The sequence below is a fragment of the Vibrio sp. TH_r3 genome (genome assembly GCF_033101115.1).
In the GTDB taxonomy this organism is placed as follows: domain Bacteria; phylum Pseudomonadota; class Gammaproteobacteria; order Enterobacterales; family Vibrionaceae; genus Vibrio.
This window is the reverse complement of sequence record NZ_JAWMPW010000003.1, coordinates 190,384-206,226: the sequence shown is the minus strand read 5'-3', so window position 1 is coordinate 206,226 and position 15,843 is coordinate 190,384. Positions and strand designations below refer to the sequence as shown.

Genomic DNA, 15,843 nt, shown 5'->3' with positions numbered 1-15,843 from the left:
AATTAATTAAACACTGTCAACTATTAGCAATCACGAATATAAAAATGTAATATTTCACTTTGATTTGTATAGTTAACGTAATGACTATGATATAAAACTGGCTATATCCATTATAAAAATTAAATTACCAATAAAAACAACGGATAAAAATTGAGCAAATCATTCCACAAAGCGTTAGAGTTAAGTAATGTTGACAAGTGGTTCGGCGATTTTCAAGCCTTAGACCAAATCAGTCTTTCAGTAATGCAGGGCGAAATTGTCGTTATTTGTGGTCCTTCTGGCTCAGGGAAATCGACACTAATCCGCTGTATTAATGGTCTTGAGCAATACGACGCTGGTAATATCACCGTACTCGATAGCGGCAATCTCTCTAAACAGAGAGGTAAAGTCGGTATGGTATTCCAACATTTCCATCTTTTTCCACACCTAACCGTATTGCAAAATCTAACCTTAGCACCAATACGAACATTAAAACTGTCCCAAGACGAAGCCAACAGCCGTGCAATGCATTTTCTTGAGTGCGTTGATATTGTCCAACAGGCCGACAAATATCCAATACAATTGTCAGGTGGTCAGCAACAGCGTGTCGCTATTGCCCGCTCCCTTTGTATGAAACCTTCTATTATGTTGTTCGACGAGCCGACTTCGGCTCTTGACCCAGAAATGATAAATGAAGTGCTTGATGTGATGGTTGAGTTAGCCAAAGAGGGTATGACCATGATTTGTGTTACTCATGAGATGGGCTTTGCTAAGAAAGTAGCCGACCGAGTTATTTTTATGGATCAAGGAAAAATAATAGAAACCGCCCCACCAACACAATTGTTCACTCATCCACAACATCAACGCACTCGTGCTTTTTTAAATCAAATATTAAGCCATTAATATGAAACGTGTATTTAAACCCGTTTTGTCCGCCATAAGTCAAATTGTCTTGTTACTGATCGGCGTATATTGGTTACTCAGCCACGGTGCAGAGGCAATGGGTTACACTTGGCAATGGGATAGAGTTGGCGAGTATATTTTGATCTTTGAAGATGGAGAATGGTGGTCAGGTGAATTGATTGACGGCCTACTCGTAACCATACATATTTCATTGTTAAGCCTGATCGCGACCTTAATCATAGGATTAGTTACTGCTTTACTTAGATTATCCGATTCAATTGTTGGCAGAATGCTTGCCAGAAGTTACATAGAGTTGATCAGAAACACACCGCTATTGGTGCAAATTTACTTACTTTATTTTGTTTTTGGCCCTGTAATTGGACTGGATAGATTTTCTACCGCCGTATTAGCATTGGCATTATTTCAAGGCGCTTATACAGCAGAAATAATTCGCTCCGGTTTAAACAGTATTCCTGCAGGTCAATTTGAAGCGTCTCGTTCTCTTGGACTGTCAGGCTTTAACACGTATCGCGATGTCATATTGCCGCAAGTAATTCAAAAAACGTTACCGCCTCTTACCAATGAAGTGGTTTCCTTAGTCAAAAATTCATCTATTGTTAGTGTAATGGCTATTTTTGATTTGACTACTCAGGGGCGTAATATTGTCTCTGAAACAGCGATGCCATTTGAGGTCTGGTTTACTGTTGCAGGTATTTATCTTCTATTAACTCTGTCGCTATCCGCTTTTGCGGCACTACTTGAACATAGACTGGGTGCGCAATGGCGAACTCAATAATAGAAGAACAGCATTTATTCACAGTAACAAAAAGTTATTACCAGCCCATACTTAATACTTAATACTTAATACTTAATACTTAATACTTAATACTTAATACTTAAAGATATAAATACGGATAATAAGCAAAAATGGAGAATCTGCATGAAATTAATTAAAAATGCGTGTATTGGCCTATTAGCGTCACTATTATCGCTGCCCACTGTAGCGAATACGACTAATTTAGACGATACCTTAAACTTAGACGAAATCAATCAGCGTGGGACTTTAAGAGTCGGAATGTCTACTTTTGTTCCTTGGGCTATGCGAGATAAACAAGGCGAATTGATTGGTTTTGAAATCGATGTAGCAAAACGATTAGCTGAGGATTCAGGCTGGAAGATTGAATTTGTTCCCACCGCATGGGACGGTATTATTCCTGCGCTTCTTGGCAAGAAGTTCGATGTTATCATTGGTGGAATGTCTATTACTCCAGAACGCGCCAAAAGCGTTCTATTTAGTACTCCTTATTCTCATTCAGGGGTTCAAGTAGCCGCCAATAAAGAACTCGCTGCCGGATTTAGTCAATTTAGTGATTTTAATTCTCGCAAAATTAAAATAGCGGCGCGTCGCGGTGCCTTCACCGTTCAAGTTGCACGCGAAACCTTTCCCAAAGCGAAAATTTTACAATTTGATGATGACGCACAAGCCTTTCAAGAAGTGTTGAATGGCAATGCACACGCCGTAATCGCTTCTAGTCCAAAACCAGAACAAGAAGTGATTAAAAATTCACAAGTGCTGTTCTTACCTTTCAGTGAACGATTATCAAAAGGCAATGAAGCGTTTGCAGTGCGTTTAGGCGAAGAAGATAAAAAAGCCTATTTTGATCAATGGATCAAAGCGAGAACCGAAGATGGTTGGTTACAAGAACGCTATGAATATTGGTTCGCTACGTTAGATTGGCAAAACCAGATAGCACAAGGACAATAAACACATTGAGCACGACAGGTACCTTGAGTACAACCAGGAGAAAAAAGCCAACACCGTTGCGTCCATCGCGTAGATTAGGTCGATTAGATTATATCCTAATTGGCCTAATCGCATTGACGATTGGCTGGTTATATTACCGCTCATCCATTGGTATTAATTATCAATGGAACTGGGCAAATGCTATTGAGCTTATTTTTACTCCGCGAGCCAATGGCGATATGCCGTATTTTTTTCAAGGCTTGATGTACACTTTACGCCTGAGCATTTGGGGCGTGATTTTCTCTGTTGTTTTAGGCGTGATTTTAGGTATTGCTAGGCATGCCAACAACGCTATTTTTCGCATGTTGGCAACGGCGTATATTCAATTAATTCGCAATATACCGCCTTTAGTTTTTGTCTTTATCTTCTACTTTTTTATCTCTAATCAACTCATTCCGTTACTCGGCATGGATCAAATATTTAGAAATGCTTCAACTGATCACGCGACTATTTGGACCATTCTTTTTGGCCAAGCGAGTTTATGGGAAAACCTGTTTTCTGGTGTTTTTTGTGTTGGCTTACTTTCTGCCGCTTATATTGCTGAAGTAGTACGAGCAGGATTAGAAGGAATAGAGAAAGGCCAATGGGAGGCAGCAGATGCACTTGGATTATCAATTTGGGCCAAATATAGATACGTTATCGCGCCTCAAGTTATCAGTGCAATCGCTCCTCCTCTTGCGGGACAGGCTATTTCATTAGTAAAAGATTCTTCTATTGTTTCCCTTATTTCAATACAAGAGTTAACCTTTGTTGGTACCGAAATAGCCAACTCATCAGGACTTATTTTTGAAATATGGTTATTAGTTGGCTTAGCTTACTTTGGTTTATGCTTTAGTTTATCACTGCTGTTTTCTCACTTTGAGACCGCCAGCCGTAAGCACTTAGCTAAGTGATTTAACGCTGTTTCTAACCACTAAAGTTGGTTCTAACTGAACCTGTGTAACCTCTTTATTGCTTTTATCAATACGGTTTAACAAGGTATCAACGGCCGTTTTACCTAAGCGGAACTTTGGTTGATGAATAGTCGTCAGTGCCGGCACCATAAATTGGGCAATATCAACATCATCATAACCAATTACCGATATATCTTGTGGAATTCGAATGCCTTTTGCATGGGCTGCATTAATCAACCCCATCGCCATCATATCATTACAAACAAAAATGGCCGTTGGCAGCGGGCCTTTATCAAATAGAGTATTAAAAGCATCGTAGCCACCATCGCACTCAAAGTTGGACGGTATTACCCAATTTTTGTTTAGCTCTAGGCCTTGATCTTGCAATGCTTGTTTAAATCCTGCGAAACGTATTTTAGCTTGATAACGTTCTAATGGCCCGGTGATACAACCGATTTTTGTATGTCCATTCTCGATCAGATGCTTGGCGGCCATGTAGCCACCAAGCTCTGAGTTATCTTTTATTTTATCGCTAGGAAAATGGGTTTCACCCCAATCCATCACCACTGTTGGGATATTTTTATAGCGATCAAAAACATCTAAATGTTGCCCTTCTAGGGTCGAACAAAGCAGTAACAAACCATCCACTCGCTTTTCCAGTAGAGTATTTATCGAATCCTTCATTCGAGCCTGATCCCCTTCAGTGTTACACAGAATAAGATTGTAGCCTTGCTGGTAACAACGCCGCTCTACTCCTTTTACCACTTCGCCAAAAAAAGGATTCGTCGAGGTGGTCACTAACAAACCGATGGTACGTGTTCGGTTCATCTTCAAACTTCTCGCCAAAGCCGAAGGCGAATAATTAAGCTCGATGGCTGCCTTTTCCACGCGTTCGGTTATTGCTTCGCTTACATAACGGCTTTTATTGACTACGTGACTCACCGTTGAGGTTGATACCCCTGCTAATTTCGCAATATCCTTCATCGATGCCATGTCACTACCTTATTCAATTTAAAAACGTCGTCAGCTTAACGTTGTTTTCATATTAATGCTCATTTTATATTAACGCTTTGATTATATTGACACTCTCTTTGCTAACAAGCTTCAATAAAATCGTTTACCTCTTGTCGAGTAGGAATTGATGTTTGTGCGCCAAAACGCGTCACTGATATTGCCGCGGCAGCATGCGCGAACTGAATTGAATCATGCAAGTTTTTACCTTCTAACAATCCTGTTACTAATGCACCATTAAATGTATCGCCAGCAGCAGTAGTATCGGTAACGGCGACTTTAAAACCGGGAATGATCTCGCCTTCACCGGTTGCCTGACTCAACCATACCCCTTTCTCGCCGAGGGTAATCAATACGGTAGCAATGCCTTTTGCATGTAGGACGTTCGAGGCTCGCCTTGCAGATAGTTCGTCAACGACAACCACCCCAGTCAGTACTTCCGCCTCGGTTTCATTGGGAGTAATAATATCAATGCAACTAAGCAGTTCATCTGTCAATGGTTTGGCGGGAGCGGGGTTTAGCACCACTTTAGTTTGCGCCGATTTGGCCGTTCTAGCCACAAGTTCAATACCATCAAGCGGTGTTTCTAACTGCATTAATACCAATTCTGCTTGCTGTATTGACGGTAAATAAGGTTGAATACGCTCCGAATCTAATTTGGCATTTGCTTCAGCTGATAAACAAATACTATTTTCTCCTGTTTCAGCCACTTGGATCATCGCTATGCCGGTTGGAGTGTGTTGCTCAACCAATACTGCGTCGGTATTAATGCCTTCTTGGGCAAAACTCTGTTTGATACCAATACCAAAATCATCATCGCCAACACTAGCAATAAAAGCAATATCGGCACCTAAACGTACTGATGCGATAGCTTGATTGGCTCCTTTACCGCCTGCTATAACGCGATATCCATTACCATGGAGGGTTTCGCCGGGCCTTGGAAAAGAGGGGACTTTTAAAACATGGTCTGCATTCACGCTACCAACAACAATCAGTCTACTCATAGATTCAACCTATTATGTGAAAGTTTACTTATTAATTTTAAGGTAAGTATCGCTTCAGTATCTACTGGCTGTTTAAGTCAAAAGCGTATTTACAAAGCAATTAAAGGTACAACCGTTAGACTTGTATAAAAAATTGACCGAATACCGTCACTCACTGTCAAGGGTACAGAGAGTGACGAACCGAATGACCTCTGTGAGTTATACGATTATTTAAGAACCAATTTTAAAGGGACAGGAATGTAAGCTTCTACTTTTTCACCTTTTAGAATTTTATCAGCGGTTTCAATCCCTAGCGCACCGATCAGCTCTGGTTGCTGAGCAACTGTCGCCGCTAAATCTCCACGCTGAACAGCAGCAACACCATCATCCGTGCCATCAAAACCAACAATCATCACCTCTTTTCCAGATGCTTGTACCGCACGTAGGGCTCCTAGTGCCATTTCATCGTTTTGTGCAAATACAGCTTGCACATCTGGATTTGCCGCTAATAAGTTTTCCATAACATTCAAACCTTTAGTGCGGTCAAAATCGGCAGGCTGGGTTGCTAGCAGCTGTAACTTGCTATTGTTAACCGCTTTCATAAAGCCTTCACCACGTTCACGTGCTGCCGAGGTGCCGGCAATACCTTCTAACTGAATGACTTTTGCATTATTACCGATGGCTTCAACAATAAAGTTACCGGCAAGTTCACCACCCACTACGTTATCAGAGGCAATATGGCTCGCAACTTCACCGCGACTTGCTCCACGGTCTAATGTTAACACTGGAATATCAGTCCGGTTAACCATACGAATAGCATTAGAAACTGCGTCTGAATCGGTTGGATTAATGAGAATCGCTTTCACTCCTCTAACGGTTAAATCTTCGATATTTGAAAGTTCTTTACTTGGATCATTCTGTGAATCAAGCACAATAAGTTTATAACCTAGCTCTTGCGCTTTTTTCTCGGCACCATCTTTCATAGAGACGAAGAATGGATTATTGAGCGTCGATACCACTACGGCTAATGTATCTTCAGCGAATGCACTGGCACTCATAGAGGCTGACAGAACGGCAGCTGATAAAATAGTTGCGATCTTTTTCATTGTTATAGTCCTTTGTTTCGTAGGGGAGCTAAAGGCTAACTTAGCTCATGTTGTTTACGTTAAAGTTGTTACAGTTACTTATTTTTATTGTCTACTAACACTGCCAGAAGAATCACAACGGCTTTTGCAATCATCTGATAGTAAGAAGATACATCTAATAAATTTAATGCGTTGTTTAAAAAACCAATGATCAATGCACCAATTAGAGTGCCCATGATACGCCCACGTCCACCGGCTAAACTGGTCCCTCCCAATACCACCGCCGCAATAGCGTCTAGTTCATAAGCCATTCCCGCGGTTGGCTGAGCGGAAGACAAACGTGAAGTCACGATAATTCCAGCCAAAGCGGCAAGTAGGCCACAAATGGCATAAACACCAATTTTTACACGGTCAACATCTATACCAGAGAGACGAGTGGCCGACTCATTACCACCAAGCGCATACACATAACGTCCAAATCGAGTGTGGTTTAGTACATACCAACCCGCTGCAAACACGATGACCATAATCCAAACTGGTACTGGAATACCTAGCGTATAACCCGTTCCAAACCATGCGAACGCATCGGCAGTATCGGTAAAGCCTGTTGATATTGGTCGTCCGTCGGTATAAACCATTGTGACCCCGCGCAATAAGGTCATCGTCACTAATGTCGCAATAAAGGCTTGTACCTTACCTTTAGCGATAATAATGCCACTGATTGCACCTAGAGCCGCACCAGCCAATAACGCTGTAGGAACAGCAATAAACACCGACACTTCCATCGCCACTAAACTGGCGGCAAAAGCACCGCTAAGAGCGAGAACGGAACCAACACTTAAATCAATACCAGCGGTAAGGATCACTAATGTCATCCCCACGGCAATAATGGCATTCACCGAGGTTTGGCGTAAAATATTCAAGATGTTATCGACTGTAAAAAAATACGGGTTAAGAAATGACACTACCGCAATTAAGAACAACAAAGCTATCAAGGATTTCTGTTCTATTAACCACTCTTTTGTAAACAATTTTTTATCTTGCATTGGCTCTATCTTTTTCGTTGTTGTATGGTTCGTCATGCTGCTACCTCACTGGCGTTCTTACCAACGGCACAAGCCATAAGTTGTTCTTGGTTAGCATCTTTTGCAGCAAATTCACCGCTGATGCGCCCTTCATGCATCACAATAATACGATCGCTCATTCCTAATACTTCTGGCATTTCTGACGACACTAAAATAATGCTCATCCCTTCGGCTTTAAATTTATTAATAAGTTGATAGATTTCCTTCTTTGCTCCCACATCAACACCGCGAGTTGGTTCATCTAAAATTAGTACCTTAGGATTGGTCATTAACCCCTTAGCAATCGCAACTTTTTGCTGATTACCACCTGATAAATTACCGATAATTTGATCGCGAGTCGGCGTTTTTATGTTGAACAAGTTGATAAAGTTCTCGACCGATTTAACTTCATCTTTATGCTGTATTTGAATACCTTTGCTCAATTTATCTAGGCAACTCAATGACATATTTTCTTTTACCGACAAACTCAGTACCAAGCCATCGCCTTTTCTATCTTCCGATATATACGCAATGCCTTTCGCTAAACCTTCTTGGGCGCTTCGTGGATTAATGACTTGGCCATCTAACATTACTTGGCCCGCTTGTTTAGGACAGGCACCATAAATCGCTTTCATTAACTCAGTACGTCCCGCGCCCATCAGGCCAGAAATACCCAGAATTTCGCCTCTATCTAACGAAAAGCTGACGCCATCAACACCTACTGCAACCAAATTTTGTACTTGCAAACACGGTGCTCCGTGTCCAGCATTAATTCTGGGGTATTGCTCTTCAAGTTTGCGTCCAACCATCGATTCAATCAGTTGATCTTCGTTGGTTTCTGAAACCTTACATTGCTTAATAAACTTGCCATCGCGCAAAACGGTAATGTCATCGCAGATCTGGAAAATTTCTTTGAGTCGATGCGAAATATAAACAATGCCACATCCTTGCTGACGCAGTTCATTGATAACGCTGAATAATGATTCCGTCTCGGTATCAGTAAGCGCATCAGTCGGTTCATCCATAATGATCACTTTAGAATCGAATGACAGTGCTTTGGCAATCTCTACCATCTGTTGTTCGCCAAGACTCAATTCGCCCAGTAGCTTTTTAGAACTGTGTTTTACATTCAATCGCGCCAGTAACGCATCCGCTTGCTTAAACATTTCAGGCCAGTTAATCCGACCGAATTGCGATACTATTTCACGTCCTAAAAAGATGTTTTCCGCAATGGTCAGCTCAGGAATAAGATTTAATTCTTGATGAATAATACTAATACCCGCTTCCTGAGAATGTTTCGGCCCATTAAACTGAGCGTTACTACCTTGATAACGAATTTCACCCGCATCTAGCGAATAAATGCCGGTTAATACTTTCATCAAAGTCGATTTACCGGCTCCATTTTCACCAAGCAACGCCATCACGCGACCTGGGTAAACTGTAAGGCATGCGTTATCGAGTGCTTTCACGCCAGGAAAGGATTTATCAATTCCATTCAACTCTAATATCGCTTTAGTCATTGTTATTCCCCACTTTACTGGTCATTAAAACGTCACACCGGTTTGAAAAATAACGTTAGCGTAAGGAGTGCACTCTCCCGTCCGTACTACCGCTTTACTGCCAAAAGACCGTTCTTTAAACGTTTCATGAGAAACATAGCTGACGCTGATTTTTTTGCCTGTTAGCTCGCTATCTTTTTCCAATAAAATGAGAAGTTGCTCATGAACCAGAGGGTTATTGTGTTTCGTTTCTTCTGCTATCACTACCCCTTCAATTTGAGATTCACTGAGTAGAACTTCGACAGTATGAAGAAAACTAGGCATACCTTGGGTTAACGCAAGATCGATGCGCTCAACACCATCTGGCACAGGCAATCCCGCATCCGCTATGGTAATTTCATCTGTGTGTCCCAATGTGGCAACAAGGTAAGAAAGTTGCGAGTTTAGCAGGCGTGTCTTTTTCATATCGATAACCTAAGTGTGTGCAACCAAATTCATTATTGTTGCTTTATTTTCTGCAACAAGCGAAGTCATTAATTTCCATCGAAACGTTTCGATATAAAAATAAAGCCATCGATACGTTTCGATGAAATATAACGGCTAACAAAAAAAATACACCTTAACAAAAAACAATGTGTGATAAAGATCGTTAAAATCAACAGAACAGTCGATAAAAAACAGAGGTCCATCACTTAGTAGAGAGAGTTTAGCGAGTAATAAGCAAAGTTTTACGGGCACTAAAATTAGGAAGTAGAATTAAAAAAACCACCTTGCGACAGCAAGGTGGTTGATATTGTTTATGTCATTACTGGAAAATACGGCTCAGCAATATAAATATTAAGTACTACTTTAAAATACGAGCTCTAAATTTGCGCCCTTTCAGTTTGCCATTTTCTAATTTTTTAAGTGCCGCTTTCGCCACATTTTTATGCACAGCAACATAAGAACGCATATCAAATAAGTTGATTTTGCCTACTTTCTTACCATCAATACCATCTTGTCCGGTTAATGCCCCTAAAATATCACCAGCACGCACTTTCTGTTTTTTACCGCCAGAAATTTCTATGGTAATCATTTCCGCTTGGTAAGTTGGCTCGCTTAACACCGCTTCATTTGGCAAAGAAACCGGAGTAATCGGCATATCCATATACTCATCGATTAAGGCGACGCGATGCATTTCGTTGTTGCTAAATAAACTGCATGCCATTCCCTTGCTACCCGCTCGACCAGTACGACCGATACGGTGTACGTGAACTTCTGGGTCTCTAGAAAGTTGATAATTAATAACCATATCTAAATTATCGACATCTAATCCACGAGCAGCAACATCGGTGGCAATGAGTATAGAGATACTTTTATTGGAAAACTGGACTAATGATTGATTACGATCACGTTGTTCTAAATCACCATGCAAATCAATAACATCAAACCCTTCTTGGTATAGCTCTTCTGCGACTTCTTGTACTTCACGTTTGGTGTTACAAAAAATAACCGCAGATTCTGGACGATGTTTTAACAGAAGTTTTTTCACCGCATTTAAACGATCGGTATTGTCACCCACTTCGTAAAAAAATTGGCTAATGCTTGAATCATCATGGGTTGCTTCCACTTTTACTAATTCAGGCTTTTGCATTATACGATCGGCAACCGCTTTGATTTGTTGTGGGAAGGTGGCACTAAACAGCAATGTTTGACGCTGAGACGGTGCTTGGTTAATTATCGCGTCAAGTGCATCTTGAAAGCCCATATCCAACATTCGGTCTGCTTCATCGAGCACTAAAGTATTCAACTCGGAAAGATCAATTCGGTCTCTTTCAAGATGATCTAAAATACGTCCCGGCGTACCAACTAAAATATGGGCACCGTGTTCAAGTGAGCCAATTTGCGGCCCCATTGGCATACCACCACACAAGGTCAGAACTTTAATATTGTGGATGGCACGAGCCAGTGTTCTAATCTCTTTTGCAACCTGATCGGCCAACTCTCTTGTTGGACAAAGTACCAACGACTGAACTCTAAAACGTTTTACATTAAGATTGGTTAACAAACTCAGCCCAAATGCCGCCGTTTTACCCGAGCCGGTTTTCCCTTGTCCAATAACATCAACACCTTTTAGCATTAAGGGTAATGCTTTAGCTTGTATTGGAGTCATTGATGTATAACCAAGAGTGTCCAAGTTTTGCAGTAATGCAGGCGATAAAGTGAGGGTAGAAAATGGAAGCTGGCTCAAAAGAGTATCCTTCAGTTAGAGAGTGACAAATTGCGAAGCGCAAGATAACTGTATCGTATGTCTATTACAACCATTAGTTATGTTTGCGCTACTGATAAATTGGTCTTAACGTCTTTATTCAAGAATTCTAGCAGATAAGCGTGAATTTGGACTCTGTGTTATTACAATTAGCCAAGTGACGGTAAATAACCGACAGTAATTAAAAACTGGGCTGAAACGATCATTACGCCAAAAGACAGAACGACTACTAACGGAACTGCGCCACCTTTCACTCTATAAGTGGCTTGATAGCGGCTATCGTTCCTTGATTTTACGATCATCGCGACTGGAAGAAAGAGCGCTAACACCGCTAAAGCGATAGCTGCGTACCCAAGTGCCATAATAAAACCTTGCGGATAAAACAGCGCAAAACACATTGGCGGCAAAAATGTGACCAACGCCGAAATAATACGGTTCTGTTTATCTGCATTTTTATTTAGTGAATCACCAAGATACTCAAACAAGCCTAGGCTAACCCCTAAAAATGAAGTAAGCAGTGCAAGATCAGCAAAAATACCGATAATTTGCTCAAGCTGGCTGAAGTGGATTTTTGTGGCCAAAGCAGAAATTAGAGCCGTTAACCCTTTGCTTTCGACTAATTCTTGTTGACTAATAACGCCCAATGTCACGACTTGCCAAAACAGATAAACCACCAAAGGAATCGCCGATCCAATCACCACCGCTTTTTTCAGCGCTTTGGTATCACCATCCAGATAATTTACAATGGCAGGGATACTGCCATGAAAACCAAAAGAGGTAAATATGACTGGAATAGAAGCGACAATAAGTCCTTGTTGCAAAGGCATGTTAAGTAGATAAGATTGTGTCACATTGGGAGCGAGAAAAAATAACACAACCACCATCGCCACCAATTTCATACTGAAAAGAACGCGATTAATGTGATCAACCGTTCGTGTTCCAACCGTAACAATAAAGGCAACAATAGCGGTAAAGATAATCGTGGCAATCGAACCACCCACCTCTATCCCTGTTAACTGGGTAAGCCTACCGGCAAACTGCGCACCGCCACCCGCGATATACGCGGAACAAAGCGCATAAAACAAGAAGAGCATTGCAATACTTGCAACCCATTTCCCTTTACCCCCTAAAAATTGCTCGGCCAAAGTATGCAAAGTTGCATTTGAAGGGGCATGCTGATGAAGCTCTAACATAAGTAGTGCGGTATAAGTCATCAATAACCACAAGACTAGCATTATGCTAAGTGACGCTACGAAGCCAATTCCAGAGGAAGCTAATGGAAGCGCAAGCATACCTGCGCCTATGGTCGTCCCAGCGATAATTAAGGTACTACCTAAAATCTTCGATCTTGTCATCGTATATTTTTCTTTACAGTATGCGTGAATGAATCAATTACCCCATCAACCTTTAGTTTATATGCAGTAATAATTGGCTACTAAGGCTGAATTGTGTCGTATGTGACAGCATACTTCAAAAAAACCCGTAAAATCACAAGCGACAATGTGTATCGAAATATTTACATGAATTTAAAAATTACCGTTTGGGTTTATTAGCAATCGAATAAAAATTTACAGCCGTTTGTTTCAACTGTTATTTATCTAGACTGAAGCCTTAACGCACAACCAAATATAATTGGGTAAAAAAACATAGCAATTATTCGTGGGTACTCGAAATTTAAACAGGCAGAAGCTAAAGAAAATATCGCTAAACCATCCACAAAGTTTAAGTAAGTATTGAATTTATAGAACGACAAAAATTTAATTTTGTGGTTTCCCTAATCATCCATTTTTTCTGACAATATACCACTTATTAGATTTCCTCATTTCACGATAACGAATTTATTGCATCGAACACACTCGCAAACTGAATTTTTGTTAAGCACATTTCAGCTTTAGAGAACTCGTGAGCCTGTATTAAAAGTGTCACTTCGTCCGTTGAGTAAGTGCGACTAAGCGGCTCCAACATTATATTCTTGTAGCTGCTGTAGTTTAATGAATAACATTGACCAACTGAATCGATTAGATGATCATCTTCACTCAAAATCAGCGAGTTACACTCTCTCATAAACTCTACTTCTGATTTAAAATACTCGAGCTCATTGTCACCTTCTAATTTTAAGACACAAGGCCAGTTAACCATATAATACCTCTCCCAACCTCTTTCACGCACCCAATTAACATCAATCGCTGTTAAGGTACCAATAATACAAAACGGCTTCAGAATATGTCTGAAACCGCTTAATTAATCATTTATTTTCTGGTCAATACTTGTATCGACATTTCTATTGATACTAGCCCAAACTAAGATTCCGTCGGCATTGGCAGAATTTCAAACAAGCCATCAAAAGTGTCCAGTGTTTCGCTCAATTGGTCTAATAATGCCCCATTACCCTTAATGCCTGCTTGGCCAGATTCAAGTAACGTATCCAGTGTTGTCTCTCCTAATACTACCTTGGTAAAGTCCGTTTTGTTAATAATTAGTTCAAAATCGACTGCTGGCATCGTCGCAACTTGAATGTTGGCCATATTGGCGTTAGATACTTCACCATAGTATTGCTCATCAATATCTGGATGGCGCACACCAAAGGTAAAATCTAGTCCCGCGGCCTCTACTTTCGGCGCATTAAGGCTTACCGCAACGAAATCTAAGAACATGCCTGTTGGTGTGTTGGCAATAACATCAGGAGAGCCCAATTTAATCGAAGGTAAAATTTCACCCGTTCGGAGTTCTGCAGCGGCTTGCAAATAACTATTACGCCATGCCATCGTTTCCGATTGGTAGCCTTGTTGTTCAAAACTGTCCGCCAATGCAAAACGATAGTCAATATTCTGGGGACTGCATAACACTAAATCATTAAATAACTGAGATGCCTCTTGGTATTCACCGTTATCAAAGTGCTGTTGACCCGCATTATACAGAACGTCAGCACCAGCGGCATTCACATAGACACAAGACTTATCAATCGATTGAAGCGGGTTAGTATTGACCGGATTCATATCGTGATAACCAAGATATAGATTCACTACCCCACGTGCATTGTGACTGTATGAACCGTGGTAACCGTTAGTGTGCCATGTATCTAGTTGCGTTTTAGGGACGATTTTCTCAATCTCTCTACCCACATCATTGATAGTGACACCATGATTGGCTAAACGCATCGCTTGATTATGAATAAAGCCATAGTTATCACGTTGTAACGTCATATATTCAGAGACTTCATTAATATCAGTACTTGGTTCATTCCATACCGGAGCGGAGTGTGCCGCATGAATATTATCAACTAGGCCACTATCTACGAAGCGTACTTTGAGTTCAGTCAAGTACTTAGTCCAAACCAAAGAATCACGCACTTTTGCCCCTCGGAAAGTATATATATTGTGCATGCCATCGTAAGTTAACTCAGCCGTATTTAGCGAGCGATAAGCCGGTACATAAACCACAATCTCTGCTGGTGCTTCTGCGCCGGGCATATTAATTGTGTGAAAATCTAACCCATCAATTGTGATTATTTTTTCACGTTCTTGAATTTCATCTGTCGGCGCAACAAGGGTTACAACGCCACGCGATGTCCCCAAGCCTAATGCGTTATCAACAATACCTTTGGTGTTGTTATCTAACGTGGTTCCGTATTGATAGTTTCCACGTCGACTCATCGCTGCCCCTGCAATCACGTTTTCATCCGCGAGTTCTTTAAGGAAGTCTTTTGGCGCGTAAATTTTTGCGTTTTCATCAAAATCGCCAGACTCGATGATCCCTCGAGAGCCACCGAAATGATCCGCATGCATATGAGAGTAAATCATACCGGTGATCTTGTGTTGTCCATTAATTGCTGGAAGATGTTGTTTGGCAAATTTCCATGAGGCGTCTGCTGCTTCTTTAGAAAGCAAAGGATCATGGATCACATAACCATTTTCTGTTCGATAGATGGTCATATTTGAAAGGTCTGCCCCACGAATTTGGTACACACCATCGGTCACTTGATAGAGGCCACCAGCAGCGTAATTCAACATACCTTGACGCCAAATAGATGGATTAACCGTTGGCGGTAAATCCTCAACCGACATATCTGTCATGTATTCAAACCTATTTTTTAATTCTCCTGCTTCATGTGTACCAAACTCAGCAATCAAACCGCGTGTTGTTCTATCGAATGCGGATGTATCGTCCCAAGGCAGAGTTTTAGACATTAACGCATTCGCTTTTACCGTATGTGGTGTCGCTGGTTTACCTTCATAGGTATCGATTGAAGCATAGTCATTTGCAGTAACGCTAAATGACATAACAACGGCTAAAGATAATACTGAAGGATTTAAATTGGTTTTCATGCTGAGCCTCATTTTGTGTCTCAAGTTTGTATGCGACTAATTTAACCAA

General features: G+C 41.0%; 14 protein-coding genes. 4 read left to right on the top strand and 10 right to left on the bottom strand.

Features of this window, described 5'->3' with window-relative positions; translation table 11 throughout:
• Positions 1-150: 150 nt before the first annotated feature.
• The 4 genes from R3X26_RS05010 (at position 151) to R3X26_RS04995 (ending at position 3,579) form a co-directional block, all read left to right on the top strand.
• Positions 151-882 (top strand): amino acid ABC transporter ATP-binding protein, encoded by a 732-nt coding sequence (locus R3X26_RS05010; RefSeq protein ID WP_317716111.1) that lies wholly within the window; start codon positions 151-153, stop codon positions 880-882.
• A gap of 1 nt (position 883) precedes the next feature.
• On the top strand, positions 884-1,678 hold the full coding sequence (locus R3X26_RS05005; RefSeq protein WP_411572395.1) for an amino acid ABC transporter permease: 795 nt from the start codon (positions 884-886) through the stop codon (positions 1,676-1,678).
• Between the two features lie 144 nt (positions 1,679-1,822).
• On the top strand, positions 1,823-2,647 hold the full coding sequence (locus R3X26_RS05000; protein ID WP_317716110.1) for a transporter substrate-binding domain-containing protein: 825 nt from the start codon (positions 1,823-1,825) through the stop codon (positions 2,645-2,647).
• Between the two features lie 5 nt (positions 2,648-2,652).
• A complete protein-coding gene (locus R3X26_RS04995; RefSeq protein ID WP_411572394.1) occupies positions 2,653-3,579 on the top strand; it encodes an amino acid ABC transporter permease in 927 nt (308 codons plus the stop codon).
• On the opposite strand, the gene R3X26_RS04990 is transcribed toward R3X26_RS04995, so the two are convergent.
• The 10 genes from R3X26_RS04990 to R3X26_RS04945 all read right to left on the bottom strand — a co-directional run bounded on the left by R3X26_RS04990 (position 3,568) and on the right by R3X26_RS04945 (position 15,794).
• Positions 3,568-4,572 (bottom strand): substrate-binding domain-containing protein, encoded by a 1,005-nt coding sequence (locus R3X26_RS04990; protein ID WP_317716109.1) that lies wholly within the window; start codon positions 4,570-4,572, stop codon positions 3,568-3,570. The genes R3X26_RS04995 and R3X26_RS04990 overlap by 12 nt on opposite strands.
• Positions 4,573-4,673: 101 nt before the next feature.
• A complete protein-coding gene (gene rbsK / locus R3X26_RS04985; protein ID WP_317716108.1) occupies positions 4,674-5,594 on the bottom strand; it encodes a ribokinase in 921 nt (306 codons plus the stop codon).
• A 206-nt stretch (positions 5,595-5,800) separates the two neighbouring features.
• The gene (gene rbsB / locus R3X26_RS04980) at positions 5,801-6,679 is read right to left on the bottom strand and encodes a ribose ABC transporter substrate-binding protein RbsB (RefSeq protein WP_317716107.1); all 879 of its coding nucleotides are present in this window, start codon (positions 6,677-6,679) and stop codon (positions 5,801-5,803) included.
• Between the two features lie 74 nt (positions 6,680-6,753).
• Positions 6,754-7,740 carry a ribose ABC transporter permease gene (gene rbsC / locus R3X26_RS04975; RefSeq protein ID WP_317716106.1) on the bottom strand — a complete coding sequence of 329 codons (987 nt, stop codon included), beginning with the start codon at positions 7,738-7,740 and terminating at the stop codon, positions 6,754-6,756.
• Positions 7,737-9,242 (bottom strand): ribose ABC transporter ATP-binding protein RbsA, encoded by a 1,506-nt coding sequence (rbsA, locus tag R3X26_RS04970; RefSeq protein WP_317716105.1) that lies wholly within the window; start codon positions 9,240-9,242, stop codon positions 7,737-7,739. The genes rbsC and rbsA overlap by 4 nt, the downstream gene beginning before the upstream one ends.
• A gap of 24 nt (positions 9,243-9,266) precedes the next feature.
• Positions 9,267-9,686 (bottom strand): D-ribose pyranase, encoded by a 420-nt coding sequence (rbsD, locus tag R3X26_RS04965; protein WP_317716104.1) that lies wholly within the window; start codon positions 9,684-9,686, stop codon positions 9,267-9,269.
• Positions 9,687-10,065: 379 nt separating this feature from the next.
• Complete coding sequence (gene dbpA, locus R3X26_RS04960) at positions 10,066-11,451, bottom strand: ATP-dependent RNA helicase DbpA (RefSeq protein ID WP_317716103.1); 1,386 nt, start codon at positions 11,449-11,451, stop codon at positions 10,066-10,068.
• A gap of 167 nt (positions 11,452-11,618) precedes the next feature.
• Entirely contained in the window at positions 11,619-12,824 is a 1,206-nt protein-coding gene (locus R3X26_RS04955; protein WP_317716102.1) for an aromatic amino acid transporter, read from the bottom strand.
• 469 nt (positions 12,825-13,293) lie between these two features.
• Positions 13,294-13,608, bottom strand: a complete 315-nt coding sequence (locus R3X26_RS04950; protein ID WP_317716101.1) for a DUF4144 family protein — start codon at positions 13,606-13,608, stop codon at positions 13,294-13,296.
• 161 nt (positions 13,609-13,769) lie between these two features.
• Positions 13,770-15,794 carry an alkyl/aryl-sulfatase gene (locus tag R3X26_RS04945; RefSeq protein ID WP_317716100.1) on the bottom strand — a complete coding sequence of 675 codons (2,025 nt, stop codon included), beginning with the start codon at positions 15,792-15,794 and terminating at the stop codon, positions 13,770-13,772.
• Positions 15,795-15,843: the final 49 nt, after the last annotated feature.

Excerpts from the sequence above, each read along its gene's own strand:
- R3X26_RS05005 (WP_411572395.1), top strand. The coding sequence starts at position 884 with ATGAAACGTGTATTTAAACCCGTTTTGTCCGCCATAAGTCAAATTGTC.
- R3X26_RS05000 (WP_317716110.1), top strand. The coding sequence starts at position 1,823 with ATGAAATTAATTAAAAATGCGTGTATTGGCCTATTAGCGTCACTATTA.
- R3X26_RS04990 (WP_317716109.1), bottom strand. The coding sequence starts at position 4,572 with ATGGCATCGATGAAGGATATTGCGAAATTAGCAGGGGTATCAACCTCA.
- rbsK (WP_317716108.1), bottom strand. The coding sequence starts at position 5,594 with ATGAGTAGACTGATTGTTGTTGGTAGCGTGAATGCAGACCATGTTTTA.
- rbsB (WP_317716107.1), bottom strand. The coding sequence starts at position 6,679 with ATGAAAAAGATCGCAACTATTTTATCAGCTGCCGTTCTGTCAGCCTCT.
- rbsC (WP_317716106.1), bottom strand. The coding sequence starts at position 7,740 with ATGACGAACCATACAACAACGAAAAAGATAGAGCCAATGCAAGATAAA.
- rbsA (WP_317716105.1), bottom strand. The coding sequence starts at position 9,242 with ATGACTAAAGCGATATTAGAGTTGAATGGAATTGATAAATCCTTTCCT.
- rbsD (WP_317716104.1), bottom strand. The coding sequence starts at position 9,686 with ATGAAAAAGACACGCCTGCTAAACTCGCAACTTTCTTACCTTGTTGCC.
- R3X26_RS04955 (WP_317716102.1), bottom strand. The coding sequence starts at position 12,824 with ATGACAAGATCGAAGATTTTAGGTAGTACCTTAATTATCGCTGGGACG.
- R3X26_RS04950 (WP_317716101.1), bottom strand. The coding sequence starts at position 13,608 with ATGGTTAACTGGCCTTGTGTCTTAAAATTAGAAGGTGACAATGAGCTC.
- R3X26_RS04945 (WP_317716100.1), bottom strand. The coding sequence starts at position 15,794 with ATGAAAACCAATTTAAATCCTTCAGTATTATCTTTAGCCGTTGTTATG.